This is a genomic window from Massilia norwichensis (assembly GCF_024753245.1).
GTDB classification, from domain to species: Bacteria; Pseudomonadota; Gammaproteobacteria; order Burkholderiales; family Burkholderiaceae_D; genus Telluria; species Telluria norwichensis.
In genome coordinates this window covers 47,548-73,698 of the sequence record NZ_JANUGX010000001.1, presented here as the reverse complement: position 1 = coordinate 73,698, position 26,151 = coordinate 47,548, and the positions used below count along the sequence as shown (strand labels likewise).

Sequence of the window (26,151 nt, the reverse complement as noted above, 5' to 3'; positions counted from 1 at the left end):
TGATCTAACCAATGAAATTACACACCGATCGTCCTGTTCTGCCACGCTTCGCCTTGCCCTCCCGTCGTAGCCTGATCGGCGCAGCCGTGCTGGCGCTTTGCGCCGGTCACGCCGCCGCCGTCGCTCCCTTCGTCGTGAAGGACATCCGGGTCGAAGGCATCCAGCGTACCGAGGCAGGCACGGTGTTCAGCTACCTGCCGGTACGCGTCGGCGAAACCTTCGACGACGACAAGGGCACCGCCGCGATCAAGGCGCTGTACGCCACCGGCTTCTTCAAGGACGTGCGCCTGGAAGAAGAAAACGGCGTGCTGGTCGTGCTGGTCGAGGAACGCCCGGCGATTTCGAGCGTCGACTTCACCGGCACCAAGGAATTCGAGAAGGACATGCTGGTCAAGGCGCTGAAGGAAATCGGCGTCGGCGAGACCAAGATCTTCGACAAGGCGTCGGTCGACCGCGCCGAGCAGGAGTTGAAGCGCCAGTACCTGTCGCACGGCCTGTATGGCGTGAAGATCACCACCACCGTGACCCCGATCGAGCGCAACCGCGTGACGATCATGTTCAACGTGGACGAAGGCGATGTCGCCAAGATCAAGGGCATCAACATCGTCGGCAACAAGGCCTTCACCGACAAGCAGCTGCGCGAACTGCTGCAGCTGAACACCTCGGGCTGGTTCACCTGGTACTCGAAGGCCGACCAGTACTCCAAGCAGAAGCTGACCGGCGACCTGGAATCGATCAAGTCCTGGTACGCCAACCACGGCTACCTGGAAGCGACCGTCGAATCGACGCAGGTCGCGATCACCCCGGACAAGAAGGACATCTACCTGACCATCAACATCACCGAGGGCGAGAAGTACACCGTCACCGGCATCAAGATGGAAGGCGAGACCTTCGGCCGCGAGCAGGAACTCCAGAACCTGATCCTGCTGCGTCCGGGCCAGACCTATTCCGGCGAGCTGCTGGAAGCCTCGAACAAGCGTATTTCGGACCGCCTGGCGAGCTTCGGCTACGCCTTCGCCAACGTCAACGCCAACCCGGAGATCGACCAGGCCAAGCATGAAGTGAAGTTCACCTTCATCGTCGATCCGGGCAAGCGCGCCTACGTGCGCCACATGACGATCTCGGGCAACACGATCACCCGCGACGAAGTGATCCGCCGCGAATTCCGCCAGTTCGAGAGCTCGTGGTACGACCCGACCCGCGTGAAGATGTCGCGCGACCGTGTCGACCGTCTCGGCTACTTCAAGGACGTGACCGTGGAAACCCCGGAATCCCAGGGCACCACCGACCAGGTCGACGTCAACATCGCCGTGGTCGAAAGGCCGACCGGTAACTTCATGATCGGCGGCGCGTTCTCGCAGGCCGAGAAGTTCACCTTCACGGCCTCGGTCACGCAGGCCAACTTTGCCGGCAGCGGCAACACGGTCGGCATCGAACTGAATACCAGCAAGTACAACCGCACGCTGTCGTTCGCGCAGACCGACCCGTACTTCACCGACGAAGGCGTGTCGCGCGCCTTCCAGCTCTACCTGCGCACCTCGCGTCCGCCGGCGCTGAACATCGGTTCGTACACCGTGCGCCAGCTGGGCGGCAACCTGACCTTCGGCGTGCCGTTCTCGGACATCGACACCGTCTACTTCGGCGCCGGCGTGGAACGCACCAAGCTGGAGACCGACGAAAGCTCGCCGACCCCGTACCAGGAATTCGTGCGCCAGAACTCGAAGGACGCACTGGCCCGCACCACCGGCGTCGGCAGCGCGACCACCAACGCGATCCCGTTCACGGTGGCCTGGGGCCGCGATTCGCGCGACAGCGCGGTCACGCCGACCCGCGGCCGCTATCAGCGCGCCAACCTCGAGCTCGACCTGCTGGGCGATTCGAAGTACTACCGCATGATCTACGAACACCAGTGGTACCGTCCGCTGACGCGCTGGATGACGCTGGCGCTGAAGGGCGAACTGGATATCGGCGGCGGCATGGGTGGCCACGCCTACCCGGTCTTCAAGAACTTCTACGGCGGCGGCATCGGTTCGGTGCGCGGCTACGAGAGCTCGTCGCTGGGTCTGGTCGACTACCGTACCCTGGACGCGCTGGGCGGCGCGCGCCGCCTCATCGGCAACGCCGAGCTGCAGTTCCCGTTCCCGGGCAGCGGCACCGACCGTTCGCTGCGCTGGTTCACCTTCGCCGACACCGGCCAGGTCTACCAGGAAGGCCAGCGCCTGCGCCTGGACCAGCTGCGCTATTCGGCGGGTATCGGCCTGTCGTGGATTTCCCCTGTGGGTCCGCTCAAGTTGAGTTATGCTAAGCCCTTGAACGCCAAGCCGGGCGACCGCCTGGAACGCTTCCAGTTCCAGATGGGTACCGGCTTCTGATAAGGATTGCGGAGCTCATGTTGAATAAATCGATAGCCTCCTTGCCCAGAATCGCAGCGCTTGCCGCCGTGTGCGCGGGCGCGCTGCTGCATGCGAATGCACAGGCGCAGGCGACCGGCCGGATCGGCTTCATCTACACCGAAAGGCTGATGACGGAATCGAAACTGGCGCGTAACGCCGACGAGAAGATCCAGGCCGAGTTTTCCAAGCGCCAGAAGCAGGTCGACGACATGGTCAAGCGCTTCAAGAGCGCGCGCGAGAAGTTCGACGACGACGCGCCGAAGCTGAACGACATCGACCGCACCCGCCGCACCCGCGAACTGCTCGACATGGAGAAGGACGTGCAGCGCATGCAGCGCGAGTTCAACGAGGACCTGCTGCAGCGTAAGAACGAGGAACGCGCCGCCATCGCGCAGCGCGCCTTCAAGCTGATCGAGCAGGTGGCGGAGCAGGAGCACATCGACGTCGTGCTGCAGGAAGCCATCTGGGCCAGCCCGCGCATCGACATCACCGACCGCGTACTCAAGCTGCTCGATAAATAAGCGCTTGCTTTCAATCGAACGCCGGCCGGACGGAAGCGCCCGGCCGGCGTATCATTATTCAGATTTTACTTTTTACGGAACGACCAGATGGGCACTCGACTGGGTGAATTGGTCGAACGCTTCGGCGGACAGTTGGTGGGCAACCCGAACCTCGAGGTTCAGGGCATCGCCCCGCTGGACAGCGCCGATGCTTCGCACATCAGCTTTCTTAGCAATAGCAAACTGCGCGCGCTCGCGGGGCAGAGCAGGGCCGCGGCGCTGATCGTCGCGCCGATGGACGACACCACCGTCGCCGCCACTTACGAAGGCACGCGCATCGTCACCACCAACCCCTACGCCTACTTCGCCCGCGTCGCCCAGTACTTCGCGGCGCTCGACGAAACGCCGCCGGCGCCGGGCGTGCACCCCAGCGCCGTGGTCCACGACAGCGCCAGCATCGACCCCAGTGCGCATATCGGCCCGAACGTGACGGTCGAAGCGGGCGCCGTGGTGAAGGCTGGCGCGATCATCGATGCCGGCTGCTTCGTCGGCCGCGAGGCCGAGATCGGCGAAGAGACGCACCTGTTCGCCAACGTGACCTTCCACGCGCGCTGCAGGATCGGCAAGCGCGGCATCCTGCATTCGGGCGCCGTGATCGGCACCGACGGCTTCGGCTTCGCCAAGGAAAACGGCGTCTACATCAAGATTCCGCAGACCGGGCGCGTGCTGCTGGGCGACGACGTCGACGTCGGCGCCAACACCACGATCGACCGCGGCGCGCTGGCCGACACAATCATCGAAGATGGCGTGAAGCTCGACAACCAGATCCAGATCGGCCACAACTGCCACATCGGCGCGAACACCGCCATGGCCGGCTGCGTGGGCGTGGCGGGCAGCGCCAGGATCGGCAAGAACTGCACCTTCGGCGGCGCCGCCATGGTGCTCGGCCACCTGGAAATCGCGGACAATGTCCATATCTCCTCGGGCAGCATGGTCTCGCGCTCGGTGCTCGAGCCGGGCCAGTACACCGGCTTCTACCCGCTGGCCAAGAATGCGGAGTGGGAGAAGAGCGCCGCCATCGTGCGCAACCTGTCTTCGATGCGCGAAAAGATCCGCACGCTGGAAAAGCAAATCAAAAACCTGACTGACAACGCAGAACAAAAATGACGACCGAACAGACCACCGAATCGAAGATCCTCAACATCACCCAGATCAAGGAATACCTGCCGCACCGCTATCCGCTGCTGCTGGTGGACCGCGTGGTCGACTATGAGCTGGGCAAGACCATCACCGCGATCAAGAACGTCACGGTGAACGAGGAGTTCTTCAACGGCCACTTCCCGCACCAGCCGGTCATGCCGGGCGTGCTGATGGTCGAGGCGCTGGCCCAGACCGCGGCCATCCTGTCCTTCATGACCATGAACGTGAAGCCGGACGAGAATTCGGTGGTGTACTTCGTCGGCATCGACAACTGCCGTTTCAAGCGCCCGGTCGGCCCCGGCGACCAGCTCAGGATGGACGTCGAGATCCTGCGCAGCTCGCGCGGCATCTGGAAGTACAAGGCCCAGGCCAGCGTCGACGGCAAGGTCGCGGTGGAAGCGGAACTGATGTGCACCATCCGTGCCAACGAATCGGCCGGCGCACCGGCGGCAGCGGGGCAGTAATGAGCAGCAGGATTCACCCGACCGCGATCGTCGATCCGCAGGCCCAGCTGGACAGCTCGGTCGAGGTCGGCCCTTATTCGATCATCGGCCCGCACGTGCGCATCGACAGCGGCACCGTGGTCGGCCCGCACGTCGTGATCGAAGGGCACACGACGATCGGCAAGGACAACAAGATCTTCCAGTTCGCCTCGCTGGGCGCGGCGCCGCAGGACAAGAAGTGGGCCGGCGAGCCGACCCGCCTCGAAATCGGCAACGGCAACACCATCCGCGAATTCACGACCTTCAATCTGGGCACCGCCCAGGACGCGGGCGTGACCCGCCTGGGCGACGACAACTGGATCTCGGCCTACGTGCACCTGGCGCACGACTGCCAGGTCGGCAGCCACACGATCTTCTCGAACAACGCGCAGCTGGCCGGCCACGTCCAGGTGGGCGACTGGGCGATCCTGTCGGGCTACTGCGGCGTGCACCAGTTCTGCAAGATCGGCGCGCATGCCTTCATCGGCATGTACACCAGCCTGACCCAGGACGTGCCGCCTTACGTGCTCGTCTCCGGCAACCCGGCCGAGGCGCACGGCGTCAACATCGAGGGCCTGAAGCGCCGCGGTTTCACGCGCGAGCAGATCAACGCCATCCGCGCGGCCTACAAGGACATCTACCGTACCGGCCTGACGCTGGAAGAAGCCAAGGCCAAGCTGGCCCAGGATGCGGCGCAAGGCGGCGACGCTGCTCCGCAGATCCAGGCCATGCTCGACTTCCTCGGCACCACGACCCGTGGCATCGTCCGCTGAAACACAGCTCGCCCCGCATCTCGCCTTAGTCGCAGGCGAGGTCTCCGGCGATATGCTGGCGGCGCGCCTGATGGCCGGGCTGAAGCCGCACCTGCCGGACCTGCGCTTCACCGGCATCGGCGGGCCGCGCATGCTGGAGCAGGGCCTGCAGTCGGACGTGCCGATGGACACCCTGACGGTGCGCGGCCTGCTGCCCGTGCTGCTGCGCTATCGCGAGCTGAAGGGCATCCAGAACCGCCTGCGCGACCGCCTGCTTGCGGAGCGTCCGGCGGCCTTCATCGGCGCCGATTACCCCGGCTTCAACCTGGGCCTGGAAGAACAGCTGCGCGCTGCCGGCATCCCGACCCTGCACTTCGTCGGCCCGCAGATCTGGGCCTGGCGCGGCGGGCGCATCAAGAAGATCCAGCGCGCGGTCTCGCACATGCTGCTGATCTTCCCCTTCGAGGAAGAGATTTATCGAAAGGCCGGTGTGCCGGCCACTTACATCGGCCACCCGCTGGCCGAGCAGATTCCGCTGCAGCCGGACGTGGCCGCCGCGCGCCGCCGGCTCGGCATTCCCGAGGATGCGAAGGTCGTCACCGTGATGCCGGGCAGCCGCATGGTCGAGATCAAGCATCTCAGTGCGCCTTTCGCCGGCGCCGTCGCGCTGCTGGCGAAGCGCGACCCGGCGCTGCGTTTCGTCGCGCCGATGGCGGGCGAGCGCCAGAAGGCGTATCTTGTGGAGCTGTTGGCGAAAGCGGGTCACCGGGACCTCATCGACGGCGGCACGCTGCGCCTGGTCGACGGCCAGTCGCACGATTGCATCGCCAGTGCCGATGCGGTGCTGGCGGCGTCCGGCACGGCGACGCTGGAAGTGGCCCTGTTCAAGAAGCCGATGGTGATCGCCTACAAGGTGGTGCAGGCCGAATGGCTGCTGATCCGGAACATGGGCTACCTGCCATGGATCGGGCTGCCGAACATCCTGGCGCGCGAATTCGTGGTGCCGGAGTTCCTGCAGCACGCCGCCACGCCGCAGGCCCTGGCCGACGCCGTCTGGTTCCAGCTGAGGGACGAGGCCAACCGCGGCAGGCTGCGGCAGCGCTTCCTGGACATGCACCACAGCCTGCTGCGCGACAGCGCCGAAGAGAGCAGCAAGGCCGTGCTCGAAGTCATCGGCAAACGGTAACAGTTAGACCAGTCATATGACGAAAAAGAAGTTCAATTTCTATCCCGGCCTGCCGGTGAAAAACCGTCCGTTTACGCTCGACGACATCGTCTGCGGCGTCGACGAAGCCGGCCGCGGACCGCTGGCCGGGCCGGTGTTCGCCGCCGCCGTGATCCTCGATCCGAAGCGGCCGATCGAAGGCCTGCGCGACTCGAAGAAGCTGACCGAGGCGCGGCGCGACGAGCTGGCCCCGATCATCCGCGAACAGGCGCTGGCCTGGGCCATCGCCGAGTGCTCGCACCACGAGATCGATACCATCAACATCCTGCAGGCGACCATGCTGGCGATGCGCCGCGCGGTCGAGCAGCTGGGCTTGACCCCGACCATCGCCCTGATCGACGGCAACCGCTGCCCGCAGCTGCCGCCAGCGATCCGCGCCCACGCGGTGGTGGAGGGCGACGACAAGGTGCACGCCATCTCGGCGGCCTCGATTCTGGCCAAGACCGCGCGCGACGCCGCCCTGGTGGCGCTGCACGAAGCCTACCCGCAGTACGCCTTCGACCAGCACAAGGGCTATTCGACCGCGCTGCACCTGGAACGCCTGCGCCTGCACGGCCCGTGCCCGGTGCACCGCCGCTCGTTTGCGCCGGTGCGCGCGCTTCTAAAGCCCGACCCTTGCGAACCGGATTTGTTCGCCAGCCTCGAAGGCGTGGCCGCATGAAGACCGTCAGTTCGCGCGACAACGCCTTCTACAAGGAGCTGAAAGCACTGGCCACCAGCTCGCAGGCGCGCCGCAAGGCCGGCCGCTCGCTGCTGGACGGCGTGCACCTGTGCCAGTCCTGGCTCGACCTGAAGGGCCTGCCGGCGCATTGCGTGGTGTCCGAGGATGCGCTGGCCAACCCGGAAGTGGCGGGCATCGTCGAGCGCGTCGAGGCCGCCCGCGGCCACGTGACGGCGCTGCCGGAGGCGCTGTTCGGCGCCATCAGCCAGGTCGAGCACGGCGTCAACCTGGTGTTCGTGATCGAGACCCCCAGCCCCGCGCTGCCGCAGCGGCTCACCGTCTCCGCGGTGCTGCTGGATGGCGTGCAGGACCCGGGCAACGTCGGCTCCATCCTGCGCAGCGCCGGCGCGGCCGGCATCAGGCAGGTCTGGTGCAGCCCCGGCACGGCCTTCTGCTGGTCGCCCAAGGTGCTGCGCGCAGCGATGGGCGCGCACTTCGTGCTGGAGATCTTCGAGAACGCCGATTTGCCGGCGCTGGCGCGCGACGCCCAGGTGCCGGTGCTGGCCACCAGCGGCTATGCCGCCGACAGCCTGTACGACCCGGCGCTGGACTTGTCCAAGCCGGTGGCCTGGGTCCTGGGTCACGAAGGGCAGGGCGTGTCCGATGAACTGCTGCAGCTGGCCAGCCGGCGCGTCGCGGTGCCGCACGCGGGCCAGGTCGAGTCCCTGAACGTGGCCGCCTGCGCCGCGGTGTGCTTTTTTGAGCAACTGCGGCAACTGCGGCAGTCGCGGCAACAGCGCTAACGCCAAAGATGGACGCCGCCGCTGGCGCCATGTACCCTTTGGGCTGGGCAAGCGGAGTCGGAATGGACACAATGCAGTCAGCTTTACAGAACCTACATTTCCTGGTGGCGGAAGCCGAACCGGTGCAGCGCCGCGCGCTGATCGAAGCGCTCGGCCAGCTCGGCGCAAGCCGCGTCACCGACGTGCCCGACGGCCCGACCGCGCTGCGCACCCTGCAGGCCGGCTTCACGCCGAAAGTCGACGTCGCCGTCATCGACCTGGCCCTGGGCGGCATGGACGGCCTCGAACTGCTGCGCGCGATCGCGGGCCTGAAGTCGGGCGTGCGCCTGATCGTGATCGGCGCCCAGCCGGCCAGCGTGCTGTTCTCGGTCGAGACCCTGGCTCAGGCCTATGGCGTCGAGCTGCTCGGCACGGTGGCCAAGCCGGTTTCCAGCGCCAAGCTGAAGACGCTGCTGGACAACCTGCAGCCGCCGGCCCGTCCGCGTGCGGCCCCCAGCTCGCCGGCCTTCAGTTTCGCCGAGGTCGGCGTCGGCCTGCAGCAGCGCCAGTTCGAACCCTTCTTCCAGCCCAAGATCGAACTGGCGACCGGCCAGGTGAAAGGCCTGGAGACCTTCGCGCGCTGGCGCCATCCCGAGCATGGTGTGCTGGGCCCGGGCGCCTTCATCGACGCGCTGGAGCAGAACAACCGCATCGACTTCCTCGACTGGACCATGATCGAGCTGTCGGTCGAGTGCTGCCGCAAGTATCACGACCAGGGCATCCCGATCTCGATCTCGCTGAACCTGGCGCCCGAAACGCTGGCGCATCCCCACTTCATCCGCCAGGTGCAATCCTGCATGAAGCGCCACGGCCTGATGCCCGACTACCTGACGTTCGAGATCCCCGAAGCGGCGATCCTGAAATTCGACGCCGACTTCATCGAGCGCCTGGTGCGCCTGCGCATGATGGGCTTCGGCCTGGCGATCGACGACTACGGCACCGGGCGCTCCAACCTGCAGCTGCTGGCGCGGATTCCGTTCTCGGAACTGAAGATCGACCGTTCCTTCGTCGACGGCGCCTCCAAGAAGCGCCCGCTGGGCACCGTGCTGAAGTCCTGCCTGGGGCTGGCGCACAGCCTGGACCGGATGTCGGTGGCGGTCGGTGTCGAGACGCGCCAGGACTGGGATTTCCTGCAGGGCTTGGGCTGCACGTATGCGCAGGGCTACCATATTGCCAATCCGATGGCGGCTTCGGCGTTTCCGGGGTGGCTTGAGGATTGGCGGCACTTTTTCTAACCCGCAGCCGCCCGTCGTCCCCGCGAAGGCGGGGACCCAAGTTTGTTCGCTGCCCGCTTGCTCAACTTGGATTCCCGCCTGCGCGGGAACGACGGTGGCAGGGCTTAATATTCCCGACGATCCGGCTTGATCTCCTGAAGAATGGTCGTCGAAATCTCCTCGATCGACTTGGTCGTCGACGACAGCCAGCGTATCCCCTCGCGCCGCATCATGGTCTCGGCCTCGTTGACCTCGTAGCGGCAATTCTCGATCGACGCATATTTGCTGCCGGCGCGCCGCTCGTTGCGGATCTCGGCCAGGCGTTCCGGCGTGATCGTCAATCCGAACAGCTTGTGCTTGAAGGGCGGCAGCGCCGACGGCAGTTTGCCGCGTTCGAAATCGTCCGGAATCAGCGGGTAGTTGGCGGCCTTGATCCCGTACTGCATCGCCAGGTACAGGCTGGTCGGGGTCTTGCCCGAGCGCGAGACGCCGACCAGGATCACGTCGGCCTCCGCCAGGTTCTTGTGCGACTGGCCGTCGTCGTGGGCCAGCGAGAAGTTGATCGCCTCGATGCGGCTCTTGTATTCCTCGCTGTCGACCACGTTGTGGATGCGGCCGATGGTGTGGGTCGACTTCACGCCCAGTTCCTGCTCGAGCGGCGCGACGAAGGTCTGGAACAAATCCATGTGCATGCCCTGGGCCGCGCGGATCACGCTCGACAGGTCGTGCTTGACCAGGGTCGAGAACACGATCGGGCGCTGGTTGTCGGACAGGGCGACGTCGTTGATGCGGCGCGCCGCGTCGTAGGCCTTCTCGATCGTATCGATGAAGGGCAGGCGGATCTGGCGGAAGCGCATCTCGAACTGGCTCAGCACCGCGTGGCCGAAGGTCTCGGCCGTGATGCCGGTACCGTCGGAAACGAAGAAAACGGTGCGGGCGGCGTTCGGATTGGGCGGTGTGCTGGAAGGAGTCATGGTGCCTTTTTGCTAAGATGATGACAAAGTTGCAGGGGCCACACGGTGCAATGCACAAACGCGGGTTAAAATGCTCGGCAACGGTAGTAAGGATTGTGGGCCACGGCACGAAGAATAACAAGAAAGCATGGTTGGCCTGGACGATCCGCGAAAGATTTCCATCATCAAAAAAGGTGTTTCATCATGACTAACCTGTCTACTGCAGAACTGAAGGCGCCGGATCCAGCGGCCGCCGGCGAAAGTGTTTACGTTGCGCCGTTCGAGCAACTGCGCATGACCGACGTCGAGTCGGTCGGCGGCAAGAACGCGTCGCTGGGCGAAATGATCAGCCAACTGGCCGAAGCCGGCGTGCGCGTGCCGGGCGGCTTCGCCACCACGGCCGATGCCTTCCGCGACTTCCTGCGCCACAGCGCCGACGGCGGTCCTTCGCTGGGCCAGCGCATCGAACTGCGCCTGGAGAACCTGAACATCGACGACACCCGCGCGCTCGCCGCCGCCGGCGCCGAAATCCGCCAGTGGATCGTCGAGACCCCGTTCCAGCCGCGCCTGGAACAGGAAATCCGCAGCTTCTACGAGCGCCTGGTCGCCGATTCCGAAACCGAGATGTCGTTCGCGGTGCGTTCCTCGGCCACCGCCGAAGACCTGCCGGACGCCTCCTTCGCCGGCCAGCAGGAAACCTTCCTGAACGTGGTCGGCATCGACAACGTGCTGGAAGCCATGAAGCACGTGTTCGCCTCGCTGTACAACGACCGTGCGATCTCCTACCGCGTGCATAAAGGCTTCACCCACGCCGAGGTCGCGCTGTCGGCCGGCGTGCAGCGCATGGTGCGCTCCGACACCGGCGCGGCCGGCGTGATGTTCACCATCGACACCGAGTCCGGCTTCAAGGACGTGGTCTTCATCACCTCCAGCTACGGCCTGGGCGAGACCGTGGTGCAGGGCGCCGTCAACCCGGACGAGTACTACGTGCACAAGCCGATGCTCGAGCAGGGCAAGAAGCCGGTGATCCGCAAGAACATCGGCTCGAAGCTGATCAAGATGGAGTTCACCAAGGAAGCCAAGGCCGGCCGCTCGGTGCAGACCGTCGACGTGCCGGTCGAGCTGCGCAACCGCTACTCGCTGAACGACGAGGAAGTGGTCGAACTGGCCAAGTACGCGGTCATCATCGAAAAGCACTACGGCCGCCCGATGGACATCGAGTGGGGCAAGGACGGCCGCGACGGCAAGCTGTACATCCTGCAGGCGCGCCCGGAAACCGTGAAGTCGCAGCAGAAGGCCGGCGACGCCCAGCAGCGCTTCAAGCTGAAGGGCACCGGCACCGTGCTGACCTCGGGCCGCGCGATCGGCCAGAAGATCGGCGCCGGTCCGGTCCGCGTGATCAAGGACCCGTCCGAGATGGAACGCGTGCAGCCGGGCGACGTGCTGGTGGCCGACATGACCGACCCGAACTGGGAACCGGTGATGAAGCGCGCTTCCGCCATCGTCACCAACCGCGGCGGCCGTACCTGCCACGCGGCGATCATCGCCCGTGAACTGGGCGTGCCGGCGGTGGTCGGCTGCGGCGACGCCACCGACGTGCTGAAGGACGGCACCTTCGTCACGGTTTCCTGCGCCGAAGGCGACGAGGGCCGCATCTACGACGGCCTGCTGGAAACCGAGGTGTCGGAAGAAGTGCGCGGCGAACTGCCGCCGCTGAAGACCAAGATCATGCTCAACGTCGGCAACCCGCAGCTGGCCTTCGACTTCCAGTCGGTGCCGAACGGCGGCGTCGGCCTGGCCCGTCTCGAGTTCATCATCAACAACAACATCGGCGTGCACCCGAAGGCCATCCTCGAGTACCCGAACATCGACAACGACCTGAAAAAGGCGGTCGAATCGGTCGCCCGCGGCCACGCTTCGCCGAAGGCCTTCTACGTCGATAAACTCGCCGAAGGCGTGGCGACGATCGCCGCCGCGTTCTGGCCCAAGCCGGTCATCGTGCGCCTGTCGGACTTCAAGTCGAACGAGTACAAGAAGCTGATCGGCGGTTCGCGCTACGAGCCGGACGAAGAGAACCCGATGCTGGGCTTCCGCGGCGCCGCGCGCTACCTGGCCGAGGACTTCGCCGAGTCCTTCGAGATGGAATGCCTGGCCATGAAGCGCGTGCGCGAAGAGATGGGCCTGACCAACGTCGAGATCATGATCCCCTTCGTGCGCACCCTGGGCCAGGCCGAGAAGGTCATCGCCCTGCTGGCCAAGTACGGCCTGAAGCGCGGCGAAAACGGCCTGCGCGTCATCATGATGTGCGAAGTGCCGTCGAACGCGATCCTGGCCGAGCAGTTCCTGCAGTACTTCGACGGCTTCTCGATCGGCTCGAACGACCTGACCCAGCTCACGCTGGGCCTGGACCGCGACTCCGGCATGGAGCTGCTGGCCAAGGACTTCGACGAGCGCGACCCGGCCGTCAAGGCGATGCTGTCGCTGGCGATCAAGGCCTGCCGCGCGCAGGGCAAGTACATCGGCATCTGCGGCCAGGGGCCGTCGGATAACCCGGACTTCGCCGAGTGGCTGGTGGAGCAGGGCATCGAGTCGATGTCGCTGAACCCGGATTCGGTGATCGACACCTGGCAGAAGCTGGCGGCGATGTAAGCACCGCCTGGCCGATCGAACCCTCGCCGGCATGCGCCCGCGAGGGTTTTTTCTTTTTCGCGCACAAGGCTGCTAGACTGTTATTGTTCAGTCAAGGAGGCAAGATGCACGAGATGACCGGCACCCCCACCCAGCGCCCCTGCGCATTCATCACCGGCGCCGCCAGCGGCATCGGCCGCGCCACCGCCATTCTGTTCGTCCGGCGCGGCTGGTTCGTCGGCCTGGGCGACATCGACGACACCGCCCTGGCCGCGCTGGCGCAGGAACTGGGCCCGGAAAATGCCTGGACCTGCCGGCTCGACGTCACCCGCGAGGCATGCTGGGAGACCGCCCTGGCCAGCTTCATGCGCCGCGCCGGCCGCCTCGACCTGCTGGTCAACAATGCCGGCATCCTGATCTCCGGACCGTTCACGAACAATTCGCTGGCGCGCCACCACGCGCTGGTCGACGTCAACGTCAAGGGTGTGCTGAACGGCTGCCACATCGCCAAACCCTACCTGATGCGCACGCCGGGCGCGCGCGTGATCAACCTGTCCTCGGCTTCCGCGGAGTACGGGCAAGCCTCGCTGGCGACGTATTCGGCCACCAAGTTCGCGGTGCGCGGGCTGACCGAGGCGCTGAACGTCGAATGGCAGGGCGATGGCATCCGCGTGATGGACGTGATGCCGCTGTTCGTGCAGACCGCGATGGTGGACGGCATGGACGCCGCCAGCGTGCGCCGGCTGGGTGTGCGCCTGCGCCCGGAAGATGTGGCCAGGGTGGTGCTGAAGGCCGCGCAATACCGTGGCTACGGCAAGGTGCACTGGCCGGTGGGCTGGATGGCGCGCCTGCTGCACGCGATGGGCGGGGCCGGACCGGACCGGGTCAGCCGTTTCGTCGCGCACCGGCTCGCGACCTGAGCCCGGTCAGCCCTGCGGCTGCAGCGCGATCACCGCCATGCCCGCCAGCGCGAGGCCGGCGCCGAGCAGGTCGAAGCGGGTCAGGGGGATGCCGTCGACGAAGCGCAGCCAGAGCAGGGCGACGGCGATATACATGCCGCCATACGCCGCATAGGTGCGGCCGGCGGCGGTCGGGTGCAGGGTCAGCAGCCAGGCGAACAGCGCCAGCGACAGGCAGGCCGGCAGCAGCAGCCAGGCGCTCTTGCCGGCCTTGAGCACCAGCCAGGGCAGGTAGCAGCCGAGGATCTCGGCCAGCGCGGTGAGCGCGAACAGGGCGCCGTATTTGACGAGTGCGAGCATGCTGTCTTATACCGCTTTTGCCGGCAGGGCGCGCGCATCGATGACCGTATTGCGCCCGCCCGCCTTGGCCGCGTACAACGCGGCATCGGCACGCGACAGCATGGCCTCGATGCTTTCGCCGGCGCCGAGCGTGGCGGTGCCGATGCTGACCGTGTAGCCGGCGTCGATGCCGGCGGCGGCGTCCGGCCGGCGTTCGAGGCCGTCGCGCAGGCGCTCGGCCACCAGCAGCGCGGTATCGGCGTCGGTATCCGGCAGCAGCACCGCGAATTCCTCGCCGCCCAGGCGGGCCACCACGTCGATCCCGCGCACCACCGCTTCGGTACGTTCGACGATGTCGACCAGCACCCGGTCGCCGGTCGCGTGGCCATGGGTGTCGTTGATGCGCTTGAAGTGGTCGACGTCGAACAGCAGCACCGATAGCGGGCTGCCGGCGCGCAGCGCGCGCGCCTGCTCGCGCGCGGCCAGCTCGAAGAAGGCACGGCGCGAGCGTGCGCCGGTCAGGTGGTCGTGGTCGGCGGCGTGGCGGGCGCGCGCGACCAGGTCGGCGTTCGCCATCATCACCGCGCCCAGTGTCAGCGCCGGCAGGGCCAGCGCGCCGATCGAGAAGAAGATCATGCTGACGGCGGTGTCGTTCCAGGGGACAGGGAAGCCGGCCAGCGGAACGGCGTAGACTGCCGCGCGTACCAGCTGCATCGCGGCCGTGCCGAAGGAAGCGTAGAGCGTGAACAGCACCGGATAGTGGCGCTTGGCGCGGCCCAGCTGCGGCTTGAGCAGCATGCCCATCTCCAGGCACAGGACCGCATGCAGCAGCGACATCGCGACGATCCGTCCGCCCGTCGAATCGACACCATGGTGCAGCAGCAGGATCAGGAACAGGCCCAGCGCGACCCAGCCGCCCAGGCGCCACCAGGGCACCGGCAGATGCAGGTAGCGGCGAAAGCCCGCCAGCATCAGCGCCGTGGTGGACAGCAAGAGGGTGTTTGCGACCTCGATCGACAGGAAATCGGGAACGGCGCCGCGCGCCGCGAACAGCGGCATCGACACCACCGCCATCGCATTCGCCACCGACCACTCGCTGATACCGCGTGCGCCGCTCTTCCTCAGCGAGGACAGCACGAACAGCATGACGGCGGACAGGGCCATCGTCACCAGCAGGAGGCTTACGATGATGAGCATAATTTCCATATGGTATCAAATATCGACCTAAAACCCTATTTACATGTGGTTTTTTGGCTGTTGACTCTTTGACCAGACGCGGTAGACTGCCCTCGTCGTCCATCGTGGAAACAAGGAGGAGAAGCCATGGCTGAGTGGATGGGCTGGCTGGCCGCGGCCGGCGTGCTTGTGATCCTGGAGCTGTTCACCGGGACATTTTATTTATTGATGATCGCGATCGGATTGGCTGTCGGCGGCGTCGTGGCCCTGCTGGGTGCGGGTGGCCCGGTGCAGACCATCGCCGCGGCCGCGGTCGGCGTGCTGGCGACGGCCCTGCTGCACCGCTCGCGTTTCGGGCGTCCGGCACGGCACGATGCGTCGCGCGACCGCAACGTCAACCTCGACATCGGCCAGCGCGTGACGGTGCCGGCCTGGGACAACGGCCGCGCCCGGGTCATGTACCGCGGCGCGCTGTGGGACGTCGAACTGGGCCAGGGCGCCACGCCGCAGGCCGGCGACTTCCGCATCGTCGAGGTGCAGGGAAGCCGGCTGGTGGTGGCCAACGCCGCGCATTCATAAGATTTGCTTCAAATATAACGATACTTATAAGGGATGCTCATGGAATTCTCATTCGGTACCGTGGCGCTGGTGATCTTCATCATCGCGCTGGTGTTCGTGTTCAAGACCATCAACGTGGTGCCCCAGCAGCACGCCTGGGTCGTCGAGCGTCTCGGCAAGTACCACGCCACGCTGGCGCCCGGCCTGAACATCGTCGTGCCCTTCATCGACCGCATCGCCTACAAGCACAGCCTGAAGGAGATCCCGCTCGACGTGCCGCCCCAGGTCTGCATCACCAAGGACAACACCCAGCTGCAGGTGGACGGCATCCTGTACTTCCAGGTGACGGACGCGATGCGCGCCTCGTATGGCTCGTCCAACTTCATCACCGCGATCACCCAGCTGGCCCAGACCACGCTGCGGTCCGTCATCGGCCGCATGGAGCTCGACAAGACCTTCGAGGAGCGCGACCACATCAACACCACGGTCGTCAACGCGATCGACGAATCGGCCGCCAACTGGGGCGTGAAGGTGCTGCGCTACGAGATCAAGGACCTGACCCCGCCGGCCGAGATCCTGCACGCGATGCAGCGCCAGATCACCGCCGAGCGCGAGAAGCGCGCCCTGATCGCCGCTTCCGAAGGCCGGCGCCAGGAACAGATCAACATCGCCAGCGGCGAGCGCGAGGCGGCCATCGCCCGTTCCGAAGGCGAGAAGCAGGCCGCGATCAACCGCGCCCAGGGCGAGGCGACCGCCATCGTGGCGCTGGCCGACGCCAGTGCGACCGCGCTGCGCCAGGTCGGCGATGCGATCCGCAGCCCGGGCGGCATCGACGCCGTCAACCTGCGCGTGGCCGAGGAATACGTCGAAGCCTTCGGCAAGCTGGCCAAGACCAACAATTCGATCATCGTGCCGGCCAATCTGGGCGAGATGAGCGGTTTGATCGCGAGCGCGCTGCAGATCGTCAAGGCACAGAAATAATGCGGGTGGTCCTCATCACCGGCGGCTCGGACGGCATCGGCGCCGAGATCGCGCGCCAGCTGGCGGCCAAGGAAGGCGCCGGCGTGGCGCTGGTGCTGGCCGCGCGCGACAGCGGCAAGCTCGCGCAGGTGGCCGGGCAGTGCGCGGCGCTGGGCGCCCAGCTGCTGACGGTGCCGACCGACGTCGCCGACCAGGACCAGTGCCGGCGCCTGGTCGATGCCGCGCTGGCGCGCTTCGGTCGCATCGACGTGCTGGTCAACAATGCCGGCCGCTCGGCCCATTCGCTGTTCGAGGAAGTGCCGGACCTCGGCTGGTATGAAGAGCTGATGCGCATCAATCTGTGGGGCAGCGTGTGGTGCACCCAGGCCGCGCTGCCGGCGCTGAAGGCGGCGCGCGGACGGATCGTCGCGGTGTCCTCGCTGGCCGGCCTGATCGGCGTACCGGGACGCACCGCCTACAGCGCCAGCAAGTTTGCGATGACCGGCTTCTTCGAGGCCCTGCGCGCGGAATTGAAGGGCGCCGGCGTCTCGGTGACGATCGCCTATCCGGGCGTGGTCGATACCCGGATCCGCTACCGCGGCTTCAACGCGCTGGGACAGCCGATGGGCAGCAGCGGTTTGCGCGAGGAGGGGGCGATGACGGTGCAGGCATGCGCGCGCCTGATCGTCGAGGGGATGGAGAAGCGCAAGCGTGAAGTCGTGATGACGGGCAAGGGCAAGTTGGGCAGGCTGCTTAAACTGGTCGCTCCCGGCCTGGTCGAGAAGATGGCTTTGGCCGCCCTCAAGGATGACGTCCGGCCGCATTGAGCGCACTGAGCCTTGGTAACTCAGCTGTTCAGAAACAGCGCAGCAGCCTCAGGCACAACCAGCACAGATACTGCTCAGTTAACGAACATTTTCCCGGTTTCCCGACCGCCTCTGCCCTTCATGCACGCTGGGTACGCTTATTGCCTCTGTCAGGGATGCGTCGGCCATGTGTCGATCCCCACAACGACAAGAGGAGATGAGCGATGAAGAAAATACTCGTGCTGAGTCTGCTTACCGCCGGCGCCACCGCCACCGTGCCCGCCCACGCCGTCGAGATCAGGGCGGGCGACTGGACCGTCGACGTCGGCGGCAATATCAACGCCTACTACACGGTGGTCAAATGCAATGGCGCCTACGACGGCGGCCTGGCGCTGGCCGGCCGCACGCTCGGCTGCGGCGGCCGGGATCGCCGCACCACGATCGGCAATGGCCTGCTGCCGAGCGCGCTGGTCACGACCGCCACCATCAACCAGGGCGGCTGGGACGTCAAGGCGCTGATCGGCATCTACGTCCACACCGCCACCGACAGCGCGATCGCGCAGAACAACGATGTCGACGTGCGCCAGGCCTTCTTCAGCTTCGGCCGGCCGGACCTGGGCACGCTCAAGCTCGGGCGCGACTATGGCATCTTCGGCTCGCACGCGATCCTCGGCGACATGACGATCCAGGGCGTGGGCGCGCCGGTGCAGGCCACCCAGCGCGGCCGGGTGGCGCTCGGCCACATCGGCGCCGGCTACGCCTACCTGAACCACTACGGCCAGGTGGTGTACTCGGCGCCTGCCGTGCTCCCTTACGGGATCGGGGTCGACGTCGGCCTGATGAGCCCGGTGGCGGACACGCCCATCGTCGCGCCTTCGCGCTTTTCGGCGCGCTCGACGCCGCAGATCCAGGTACAGTTCACCGGCGCCTACGGACCGGTCAAGGGTTGGCTGGGCCTGAAGACCCAGGACTTCGAGGAAGCCGTGCCGGCCACCACCGGCAATCTGCGCATGAATGCCATCGAACTCGGCGCGACCATGGACTACGAGCAGTTTTCCTTCCTGGCCAACCTGCAGCGCGGCAAGGGCCTTGGCCTGCTGTCGGACGCCGATTCCGGCGACGTGAAGCAGACCCATTACTTCGTGCAGGCGATGGTCAAGAGCAACGAGCAGCTCAAGCTGGGCGTCAACTACGGGCAGAGCCGCAATAGCCGCAACGGTCCCGCCACCCTCGGCCTGAAGTCGAACGCCAACCTGACGCTCGGCGCCTACTACGCGCTGAACAAGGCGGTCACCCTGGTGGGCGAGCTCGGCCACACGCGCTCGGAATCCTTCGGCGGACCCTCTGCGCGCATGAACGGCGTTTCCGTGGGAGGCATCCTCAACTTCTGATGCCGATGCCTTAGAAGTCGACCGTCGCCGACACGGTGAACGTGCGCGGCGCACCCAGCACCAGGTAGCCGGCGCCCGGATAGCCGCCCGCCGAGGCCCAGTAATTGCGGTCGAAGGCGTTGTCGACGCGGGCGCGCAGGGTCACGTCACGCTCCATGATGCGCGTGAGGTAGTTCGCGCCCAGGTCGAAGCGGGCCCAGGACGGCAGACGCTGGGTGTTGGCGGCGTCCGCGTACTGCTTGGCGGTGTAGACGGCGCGTGCGTTCAGCGACAGGCCCGGCACCGCGGCGATGTCCCATTCGCCGCCGAGGTTCAGCTGGGTCTTCGGCACGCCGATGGCGTCCTTGCCCTGGTTGAGGCCGCCGGCGGTGCGGCGCTGTTCGGCGTCGAGCAGGGTCAAGCCGCCCAGCACGCGCAGGCCCTTGGCCGGCATGCCGAACACCGAGAGTTCCAGGCCGCGGTTGCGCTGCTCGCCGAAGATGCCGAACACGTTGTCCTGCACGTAGCCGAGCGGCTGGGACACCGTGAACAGGGCCGCGCTCATGCCCAGCTTGCCGCTGTCGTATTTGACGCCGACTTCCTTCTGGCGCGAGGTGTAGGGGGCGAACACCTGGCCCTGGTTGTCCAGCACCACGCCGAAGGCGGAGGCGGTCGGGCCCTGCTGCAGGGCCTCGGCATAGTTGGCGTACAGCGACAGGTTCTTCATCGGCTTGTAGACGATGCCGGCCAGCGGGGTGTTGGCGCTCTGGTCGTAGCCGGCGTTCTGTGCGCCGCTGGTGTAGTCGTAGCTGTAGTCCTTGATGCGCTGGCGGCGGATGCCGACGGTCAGCAGCAGGCGGTCGTCCAGCATCGACATCGCATCGGCCACGGCATAGCTGCCGAGGATGGATTTGTGGGTCAGCAGCGGGTTCGCCATCGAACCGCCGAGCAGGGCGGTGGGCGCGGGCGCAAGCACGTCGACTGGACGGTACAGATTGCTCGACCAGCCGGCGAAGTCGCTCATGGCGTAGGCGTTGAAGGACTTCAGCTCGAAGGCCGAGGCAGTGGCGCTGATCGTGTGCTTGACCGGTCCGGTCACCAGATCGCCGCGCACGCCGATCTCGCCGGTGCGGTTGCGGTCGTTGCGCTGGTTGTCGAAGCGGGTCATGTTGAGGCCGCCGGCGTTGTCGGTGGTGCTGGTGTTGGTCAGCGCGTTGAATTCGCTGCCGTTGCGGGCACCGAAAGCGGCCCAGGCGACGGCGTTCGGCGCGAGGTCGACTTCGCCGCGAAGGGTGCCGAAGGTGTCGCGCTCGAGCGAGCGGGTCCAGGGCTGGGCGAAGTTGTGGCTGGCGTCCGGCGCGCTCGGTACGCGCAGGCCGGCGCCGACCGTCACGCTGGGGCGGGCGTTGTCCAGCATGTGTTCCTGGAAGCCGACGTCGGCCGACAGGCGGTAGTTGCGGCCACGGTAGTCGAGGCCGACCGACAGCACGTTCAGTTCGCGCGATTCGCGGTCGACCGCGGTGTCGCCCTCGCGGTGCACGGCGTTCACGCGGATGCCGGCGCGGTCCTGTTCGCCGAAGCGGCGCGCGACGTCGAAGGCGCCGACCGCCTGGCCGCCGGACTCCACGCCCAGCGTCACCTGGTTCAGCGCATGGTTGGGGGCGCGTTTCGGCACCAGGTTGACGGCGCCGCCGATGCCGCCGCCGCCCGGCGCGGCACCGTTGACGAAGCTGTTCGCGCCGCGCAGGATCTCGACGCGCTCGAGCAGTTCGGAGGCCACGAACTGGCGCGGCAGCAGGCCGTACAGTCCGTTGTAGGCCATGTCGTCGGAGTTCACGGCGAAGCCGCGGATCACGTACAGCTCCTGGAAGTTGCCGAAGCCGCGCGCCACGCGCACCGAAGGATCGTTCTGGACCACGTCGGCCACGCTGCGCGCCTGCTGGTCCTGGATCAGCGCCTGGGTGTAGTTGGTGGCGTTGAAGGGCGTGTCCATGATGTCGGCGTTGCCGAGCAGGCCGAGACGGCCGCCGCGCGCGACCTGGCCGCCCGCATAGGCCGAGGACAGGCCCTGGGCCGAAGCGTCGGCCGAGGCGCTCACCACGACGGTGGCGATGCCGGGCTGGGTGGCGCCGTCCTGGGCATTCTGGGTATTCTGGGCGTTCTGGGCTTGGGCGGAGCTGGCAGCGAGGAGCAGGGCGCCGAGGGCGAGCGGGGTCAGTTTGCAGTGCGTCATGTTGTTCTTTTTGCGTGTGGTGATGAGAATGGTTCTCATTATATCGGGCAAACTTGATTCCGTAAATGAGAACCATTATTATCTAGCCCATGTCTCCCGTCTCCCTACGCCGCTGGTCCTGGATCCACAAATGGAGCAGCCTGGTCTGCACCGTCTTCATGCTGCTGCTCTGCCTGACCGGGCTGCCGCTCATCTACAGCCACCAGATCGGCGAGCTGCTGGGCAACGAAGTCGAGCCGCCGGCGCTGTCCGCCGCCCAGGCCGCCCAGGTCGCGGTGGCGCCGCGGGCCGACCTGGACCGCGTGATCGCCGCCGGCAAGGCGCGCTATCCGGACAAGGTCATGATGTACATGTCGCAGGACGCGGACCAGCCGGCCCTGTGGTTCCTGACCATGGGCGCGCATCCAAACGACGAGAAGTTCGTGTCGATCGCCGTCGACGCCCGCACCGCGCAATATGTGGCCGAACCGCCGATCGAGGGCGGGGCGGTGATGGCCTTCCTGTTCCACCTGCACGTCGACCTGTTCGCCGACGTGCCGGGCAAGCTCTTCCTCGGCTTCATGGGGCTGCTGCTGATCGTGGCGGTGGTCTCCGGGGTGGTGCTGTACGCGCCCTTCATGCGCAAGCTGGAATTCGGCGCCGTCCGCCACGGCCGCACGGCGCGCCTGAAATGGCTGGACCTGCACAACCTGCTCGGCATCGTGACCCTGGTGTGGACCCTGGTGGTCGGCGCGACCGGCGTGGTCAACACCCTGGCCGACGTGCTGCTGGAGTACTGGCAACGCACCGAGATCGCGGCCATGGTCAAGCCCTACGCCGGGCAAGCGGCGCCGGCAAAGCTGGCCTCGATAGAAGCGTCGGTGCAACAGGCGCGCGCGGTGCAGCCGGGCATGGCGGTGGCCTTCATCGCCTTCCCGGGCACGCCCTTCGCGAGCCCGCACCACTACGGCATCTACATGCGCGGCGACCAGGCGCTCACCGCGCGCCTGTACAAGCCGGTGCTGGTCGATGCCGGTACCGGGCAGGTGACCGACCAGCGCACGCTGCCCTGGTATCTGTCGGCGCTGCTGCTGTCGCAGCCGCTGCACTTCGGCGACTACGGCGGGGCCGGCATGCAGTTCCTGTGGGCGCTGCTCGACCTGGCGACCATCGTCGTGCTGGGCAGCGGTTTGTACCTGTGGTTCAAGCGCGGGCGGGCCGCGGCCAGGGCCAAGGCCGACAAGACGGCGGCGTCGAAACCGGTACCGCAGCCGCAGCCGGCCCTGGCGCGCGAAGGGGAGCCGCAGTGAGCCCTTTTCGCAGGCTGTGGGGCATGCCGATCCTGCTAGGCGTGCTGACCGCCGTCGGCCTGGTGGCGGGGCTGCTGGGCGATGGCTGGTGGGATGTGGTGGCGGTGATCGGGCTCGGCGCACCGGTCGCGATCGGCGCCTGGCACATGTTCAGACCCCGGTAAGGCAGGCGTCCGTGCGCGGACCGGACGTAAATCGCTAATAGTTGACGACAGCCAAGCCGTTACCCGCTTGCCGTCCCATGATTCCTCCTTTCAGACGAAGGAGGGATCATGGCAATTGACGTGTATTTGCAGATCGATGGCATCAAAGGTGAGTCGCAGGACGACGCGCACAAAGGGGGGATCGAATGTATCTCGGTTAACTGGGGACTGACGCAGCCGAAGAGTGCTACCAGTTCGACGGCGGGTGGCCATACGGCAGAGCGGGTGGAGTTCAGTGAAATCGGCATCAACAAAACAGCAGACCTCGCATCTCCGATACTGGCCCAATACTGCGCAATGGGCAAAACAATGCCCAAGGCCAGGTTCGAGTTCATGCGAGCAGATGGTGACGGCCAACCGGTCAAGTATTACGAGGTCGAGCTGGAGAACGTGCTGATCGCGAAGTGTCAGCAAGGTGTGACCGGCGGCGACGTCATGCAGGAACACATCGGCCTGAAGTTCAGCAAGGTCAAGTGGAAATACTGCCAGCAGCGAATCGCAGGCGGATCGGGAGGCAATACTGCCGGCGGTTGGGATCTGGCGGCAAACCGGGTGGCGGCATGAAGGCCCTGACACTGGCTTTGCTGCTGCTGGCACCGGAGGCCGGCGCGCAGGCAGCCTATCGCGCGCATATGACCGGTACACAGCTGGTCGGCGACATGCTGGCCGAGCCCGGCGAAGGGCTTAATTCGATCCGACGCGAGCGTGCGATGGGGTACATCGATGGCGTCGCGGACGCCTCGGCGGGTGTACGTTGGTGCCCGGCCGGCAAGCCGATCCCGCACGAGCTGCACTATGTCGTGGTCGAAGAAGTCGGGAAGATGGCGCAGCAGCTTGAAGGAGACGCATCCTCCCTCGTACTGGCGGCGCTGGCCAGGCTCTTTCCTTGCCGGCCGGGAGGCGCACGATGAAGCCCACCTTTCAGGGGCTGCGCCAGTTCTACCCGCGCAAGGACAGTCGTGAAGTCCTGTTCGCCGACATCGGGTGGGACGACTTGATCGGGAATCCGGCGTACTGGGACACTTGTGCAATCCGTATGAGCATTGGACTGCTGCGTGCCGGGGTGACTTTGCCGGGCGCACGCATGCGGGCGAAGGCGGGCACGATCGAGGGGAAGTGGATCGAGCCCGGTCAGGCCAAACTGTCGTCCATCCTTGATCGCTTATGGGGAGAGCCCGAAGTCTACACGAGTGAGCAAGCCGCGCGCGCCGGCATCGGCCAGCGGAACGGCGTCGTGTCGTTTTTCAAAATCGAGGGGGGCAACCAGGGGCACATTGATCTGATTGCGATGGGAGACCACGGCTTTCTGGATTGCGCACGCAGCTGTTTTTTCTCTGCACTTACCATCTGGTTCTGGCCATTGGCCTAGCCGACCTGTGGTGGACCTGGCGCGCTCATCGTGGCGCGCTTCAGTATGCATACGCCAGCTTTAATTTTCTATTAAGCATCAGCCCATCAATACAGCGTATAACTCCGGGTGACAACCAACAGCGGGAGGCGCCATGAAGAACTTCGTACGCAACAACAAAGGCTTTCTGGCCTTCCTGGTCCTGTTCGGCGTGTTCCGCACGGCGGTGGCGGACTGGAACCCGATCCCCTCGGCCTCGATGCACCCAAACCTGTTAGAGGGGGACGTGGTGCTGGTGAACCGCATGGCCTTCGATTTGAAGGTGCCGCTGACCGACATGGTGCTGGCGCGCATGGGCGAGCCGGCGCGCGGCGACATTGTCACCTTCCGCTCGCCGAAGGACGGCACGCTGCTGATCAAGCGCCTGGTGGCGCTGCCAGGCGACACCGTCGAGATGCGCAACGAGCGCCTCTACATCAACGGCCGCGGCGCCGATTACGCCGTGGTGGCGGATTCGCTGGACTCGATCCAGGGCGAGACCCTGCGCGCGCTGCAGCTGTCCGAATCGATCGACGGCGGCAAGGGCTGGCGCCGCCACATCCAGGTGCTGCCGGACGTGGCTGCGCCGCGCACCTTCGGCCCGCTGACGGTGCCGCAGGGCGAGTACCTGATGCTGGGCGATAACCGCGACAACAGCGCCGACTCGCGCGTGATCGGCCTGGTGCCGCGCAAGCTCCTGGTCGGCCGTGCCGAGCGGGTGCTGGTGTCGGCCGACTACCAGGGCAACTGGATGCCGCGCACCGAGCGTTTCGGCATGTCGTTGTATCGACACAACTGAAACCCCGTACAATCCCGCCTTTCGAATCATTCAAGCAAACGGAAGGCGATGTAGATGCAAAGACTGTTGACGGTGATCCTGGCCTGCCTGGGTATGGTGGGTGCGCTGGCGATCGATACCTATCTTCCTTCCATTCCCGCGATCGGGCGCGCCTTCGAGGTCGGTCCGGTCGCGGTGCAGCAGACCCTGAGCGTGTTCCTGTTCACGTTCGCCTTCATGATGCTGTTCCATGGGACCCTGTCCGATTCCTTCGGCCGCCGGCCCGTGATCCTGGTGGCGCTGGCGGTCTACACCCTCGGCTCGCTCGGCGCGGCGCTGGCGCCCAGCCTCGGCTGGCTGCTGGCCTTCCGCGCGATGCAGGGCCTGGCGGCGGGCGCCGGTTCCGTGATCGGCCAGGCCATCGTGCAGGACCGCTTCAGCGGCGCCCAGGCGCAGAAGATGATGTCCCACATCATGATGGTGTTCGGGCTGGCGCCGGCCATCGCGCCGGTGCTGGGCGGCTGGCTGCACGTCACCTTCGGCTGGCGCTCCACCTTCGTGTTCCTGGCCCTGTTCGGCGTGCTGATGCTGCTGGTCTGCTGGCGCCTGCTGCCGGAGAGCCTGCCGCCTGAGAAGCGCCACGCCTTCCACTTCGGCACCATCGCCGGCAATTACCTGAAGGTGCTGGGCCATCCGCAGTTCCTGTTGATGTCGCTGTCGGTGGGCCTGGCCTTCGGCGGCCTGTCGCTGTACATCGGCTCGGCCGCCAACTTCGTGATGGAGATCCTGCACCTGCCGGAGACCGCCTTCGGCTGGATGTTCATCCCCCTGATCAGCGGCATGGTGATCGGCTCGAACTGGGGCGGCAAGCGCGCCGCCACCCACACGCCGGGCCGCATGCGCGCGATCGGCTTCGGCACGATGTTCGTGGCCTGCGTGCTGAACGTGGGCTACACCGCTTGGGCCGGCGATGCGGTCGCGGTACCGTGGGCGGTGCTGCCGCTGATGGTCTACACCTTCGGCCTGGCGGTGGCGATGCCGGCGATCCAGGTGGCGGCCCTTGGCCTGTTCCCGCACAACCGCGGCCTGGCAGCCTCGATGCTGGCCTTCATCCAGATGATGTCCTTCGCGCTGGTGTCGGGCCTGGTCGCGCCGATGCTGTTCGGCAGCGCCTTCCGGCTGGCCTGCGGCGTCGGCGTGGGCCTGGCCGCCAGCTTCGCGGCGCTGCAGCTGGCCGGACTGGTGGCGAAGCCGGTGGCGGACGTGCATATCCAAAAGTGATTTGCAGGCGCGGGCGGCGGGG

At 66.2% G+C, this 26,151-nt stretch carries 26 protein-coding genes; 22 read left to right on the top strand and 4 right to left on the bottom strand.

Annotation, left to right across the window (positions count from 1 at the left end; genetic code table 11):
• Positions 1-11: 11 nt before the first annotated feature.
• The 9 genes from bamA to NX782_RS00290 all read left to right on the top strand — a co-directional run bounded on the left by bamA (position 12) and on the right by NX782_RS00290 (position 9,290).
• The gene (gene bamA / locus NX782_RS00330) at positions 12-2,372 is read left to right on the top strand and encodes an outer membrane protein assembly factor BamA (RefSeq protein ID WP_258843483.1); all 2,361 of its coding nucleotides are present in this window, start codon (positions 12-14) and stop codon (positions 2,370-2,372) included.
• A 41-nt stretch (positions 2,373-2,413) separates the two neighbouring features.
• A complete protein-coding gene (locus tag NX782_RS00325) occupies positions 2,414-2,914 on the top strand; it encodes an OmpH/Skp family outer membrane protein (RefSeq protein ID WP_258843482.1) in 501 nt (166 codons plus the stop codon).
• 87 nt (positions 2,915-3,001) lie between these two features.
• Complete coding sequence (gene lpxD / locus NX782_RS00320) at positions 3,002-4,060, top strand: UDP-3-O-(3-hydroxymyristoyl)glucosamine N-acyltransferase (protein ID WP_258843481.1); 1,059 nt, start codon at positions 3,002-3,004, stop codon at positions 4,058-4,060.
• Complete coding sequence (gene fabZ, locus NX782_RS00315) at positions 4,057-4,557, top strand: 3-hydroxyacyl-ACP dehydratase FabZ (RefSeq protein WP_258843480.1); 501 nt, start codon at positions 4,057-4,059, stop codon at positions 4,555-4,557. The genes lpxD and fabZ overlap by 4 nt, the downstream gene beginning before the upstream one ends.
• Positions 4,557-5,348: an acyl-ACP--UDP-N-acetylglucosamine O-acyltransferase gene (gene lpxA / locus NX782_RS00310; RefSeq protein ID WP_258843479.1), complete on the top strand. Its 792-nt coding sequence runs from the start codon at positions 4,557-4,559 to the stop codon at positions 5,346-5,348. The genes fabZ and lpxA overlap by 1 nt, the downstream gene beginning before the upstream one ends.
• Entirely contained in the window at positions 5,332-6,513 is a 1,182-nt protein-coding gene (lpxB, locus tag NX782_RS00305) for a lipid-A-disaccharide synthase (RefSeq protein WP_258843478.1), read from the top strand. The genes lpxA and lpxB overlap by 17 nt, the downstream gene beginning before the upstream one ends.
• Positions 6,514-6,529: 16 nt before the next feature.
• The gene (gene rnhB, locus NX782_RS00300; RefSeq protein ID WP_258843477.1) at positions 6,530-7,213 is read left to right on the top strand and encodes a ribonuclease HII; all 684 of its coding nucleotides are present in this window, start codon (positions 6,530-6,532) and stop codon (positions 7,211-7,213) included.
• Complete coding sequence (locus NX782_RS00295) at positions 7,210-8,016, top strand: TrmH family RNA methyltransferase (RefSeq protein WP_258843476.1); 807 nt, start codon at positions 7,210-7,212, stop codon at positions 8,014-8,016. Before rnhB ends, NX782_RS00295 begins: the two co-directional genes overlap by 4 nt.
• A gap of 71 nt (positions 8,017-8,087) precedes the next feature.
• Positions 8,088-9,290: an EAL domain-containing response regulator gene (locus NX782_RS00290; RefSeq protein WP_258843475.1), complete on the top strand. Its 1,203-nt coding sequence runs from the start codon at positions 8,088-8,090 to the stop codon at positions 9,288-9,290.
• 104 nt (positions 9,291-9,394) lie between these two features.
• Here the strand turns inward: NX782_RS00290 and ppsR are convergent, their stop codons facing one another.
• A complete protein-coding gene (gene ppsR / locus NX782_RS00285; protein ID WP_258843474.1) occupies positions 9,395-10,243 on the bottom strand; it encodes a posphoenolpyruvate synthetase regulatory kinase/phosphorylase PpsR in 849 nt (282 codons plus the stop codon).
• Positions 10,244-10,426: 183 nt separating this feature from the next.
• On the opposite strand from ppsR, the gene ppsA reads away from it, so the two are divergent.
• Together ppsA and NX782_RS00275 are read left to right on the top strand one after the other, a co-directional pair.
• The gene (gene ppsA / locus NX782_RS00280) at positions 10,427-12,871 is read left to right on the top strand and encodes a phosphoenolpyruvate synthase (RefSeq protein WP_370661749.1); all 2,445 of its coding nucleotides are present in this window, start codon (positions 10,427-10,429) and stop codon (positions 12,869-12,871) included.
• Between the two features lie 104 nt (positions 12,872-12,975).
• Positions 12,976-13,770 carry an SDR family oxidoreductase gene (locus NX782_RS00275; protein ID WP_258843473.1) on the top strand — a complete coding sequence of 265 codons (795 nt, stop codon included), beginning with the start codon at positions 12,976-12,978 and terminating at the stop codon, positions 13,768-13,770.
• A gap of 6 nt (positions 13,771-13,776) precedes the next feature.
• Here the strand turns inward: NX782_RS00275 and NX782_RS00270 are convergent, their stop codons facing one another.
• Positions 13,777-14,109, bottom strand: a complete 333-nt coding sequence (locus tag NX782_RS00270) for a YnfA family protein (protein WP_258843472.1) — start codon at positions 14,107-14,109, stop codon at positions 13,777-13,779.
• Positions 14,110-14,115: 6 nt separating this feature from the next.
• Entirely contained in the window at positions 14,116-15,285 is a 1,170-nt protein-coding gene (locus NX782_RS00265; protein ID WP_258843471.1) for a GGDEF domain-containing protein, read from the bottom strand.
• Positions 15,286-15,411: 126 nt separating this feature from the next.
• Between NX782_RS00265 and NX782_RS00260 the strand changes: the two genes are divergently transcribed.
• The 4 genes from NX782_RS00260 (at position 15,412) to NX782_RS00245 (ending at position 18,979) form a co-directional block, all read left to right on the top strand.
• The gene (locus NX782_RS00260; RefSeq protein ID WP_258843470.1) at positions 15,412-15,843 is read left to right on the top strand and encodes an NfeD family protein; all 432 of its coding nucleotides are present in this window, start codon (positions 15,412-15,414) and stop codon (positions 15,841-15,843) included.
• Between the two features lie 39 nt (positions 15,844-15,882).
• Entirely contained in the window at positions 15,883-16,803 is a 921-nt protein-coding gene (locus NX782_RS00255) for an SPFH domain-containing protein (RefSeq protein ID WP_258843469.1), read from the top strand.
• The gene (locus NX782_RS00250) at positions 16,803-17,609 is read left to right on the top strand and encodes an SDR family oxidoreductase (RefSeq protein WP_258843468.1); all 807 of its coding nucleotides are present in this window, start codon (positions 16,803-16,805) and stop codon (positions 17,607-17,609) included. Before NX782_RS00255 ends, NX782_RS00250 begins: the two co-directional genes overlap by 1 nt.
• A gap of 203 nt (positions 17,610-17,812) precedes the next feature.
• A complete protein-coding gene (locus tag NX782_RS00245; protein ID WP_258843467.1) occupies positions 17,813-18,979 on the top strand; it encodes a porin in 1,167 nt (388 codons plus the stop codon).
• A gap of 10 nt (positions 18,980-18,989) precedes the next feature.
• On the opposite strand, the gene NX782_RS00240 is transcribed toward NX782_RS00245, so the two are convergent.
• Complete coding sequence (locus NX782_RS00240; RefSeq protein WP_258843466.1) at positions 18,990-21,191, bottom strand: TonB-dependent receptor; 2,202 nt, start codon at positions 21,189-21,191, stop codon at positions 18,990-18,992.
• 89 nt (positions 21,192-21,280) lie between these two features.
• Here NX782_RS00240 and NX782_RS00235 point away from each other — a divergent pair, with 89 nt between their 5' ends.
• From NX782_RS00235 to NX782_RS00205, 7 genes are all read left to right on the top strand, one after another.
• A complete protein-coding gene (locus tag NX782_RS00235; RefSeq protein ID WP_258843465.1) occupies positions 21,281-22,480 on the top strand; it encodes a PepSY-associated TM helix domain-containing protein in 1,200 nt (399 codons plus the stop codon).
• Positions 22,477-22,644 carry a hypothetical protein gene (locus tag NX782_RS00230; protein ID WP_258843464.1) on the top strand — a complete coding sequence of 56 codons (168 nt, stop codon included), beginning with the start codon at positions 22,477-22,479 and terminating at the stop codon, positions 22,642-22,644. Before NX782_RS00235 ends, NX782_RS00230 begins: the two co-directional genes overlap by 4 nt.
• A 108-nt stretch (positions 22,645-22,752) precedes the next feature.
• A complete protein-coding gene (locus NX782_RS00225; protein ID WP_258843463.1) occupies positions 22,753-23,247 on the top strand; it encodes an Hcp family type VI secretion system effector in 495 nt (164 codons plus the stop codon).
• Positions 23,244-23,594 (top strand): Rap1a/Tai family immunity protein, encoded by a 351-nt coding sequence (locus NX782_RS00220; RefSeq protein WP_258843462.1) that lies wholly within the window; start codon positions 23,244-23,246, stop codon positions 23,592-23,594. Before NX782_RS00225 ends, NX782_RS00220 begins: the two co-directional genes overlap by 4 nt.
• A complete protein-coding gene (locus NX782_RS00215; RefSeq protein ID WP_258843461.1) occupies positions 23,591-24,052 on the top strand; it encodes a T6SS effector amidase Tae4 family protein in 462 nt (153 codons plus the stop codon). Before NX782_RS00220 ends, NX782_RS00215 begins: the two co-directional genes overlap by 4 nt.
• Before the next feature lie 133 nt (positions 24,053-24,185).
• Entirely contained in the window at positions 24,186-24,869 is a 684-nt protein-coding gene (gene lepB / locus NX782_RS00210) for a signal peptidase I (RefSeq protein WP_258843460.1), read from the top strand.
• Between the two features lie 54 nt (positions 24,870-24,923).
• Positions 24,924-26,129 carry a multidrug effflux MFS transporter gene (locus NX782_RS00205; protein WP_258843459.1) on the top strand — a complete coding sequence of 402 codons (1,206 nt, stop codon included), beginning with the start codon at positions 24,924-24,926 and terminating at the stop codon, positions 26,127-26,129.
• The last annotated feature ends 22 nt before the right edge of the window (positions 26,130-26,151 follow it).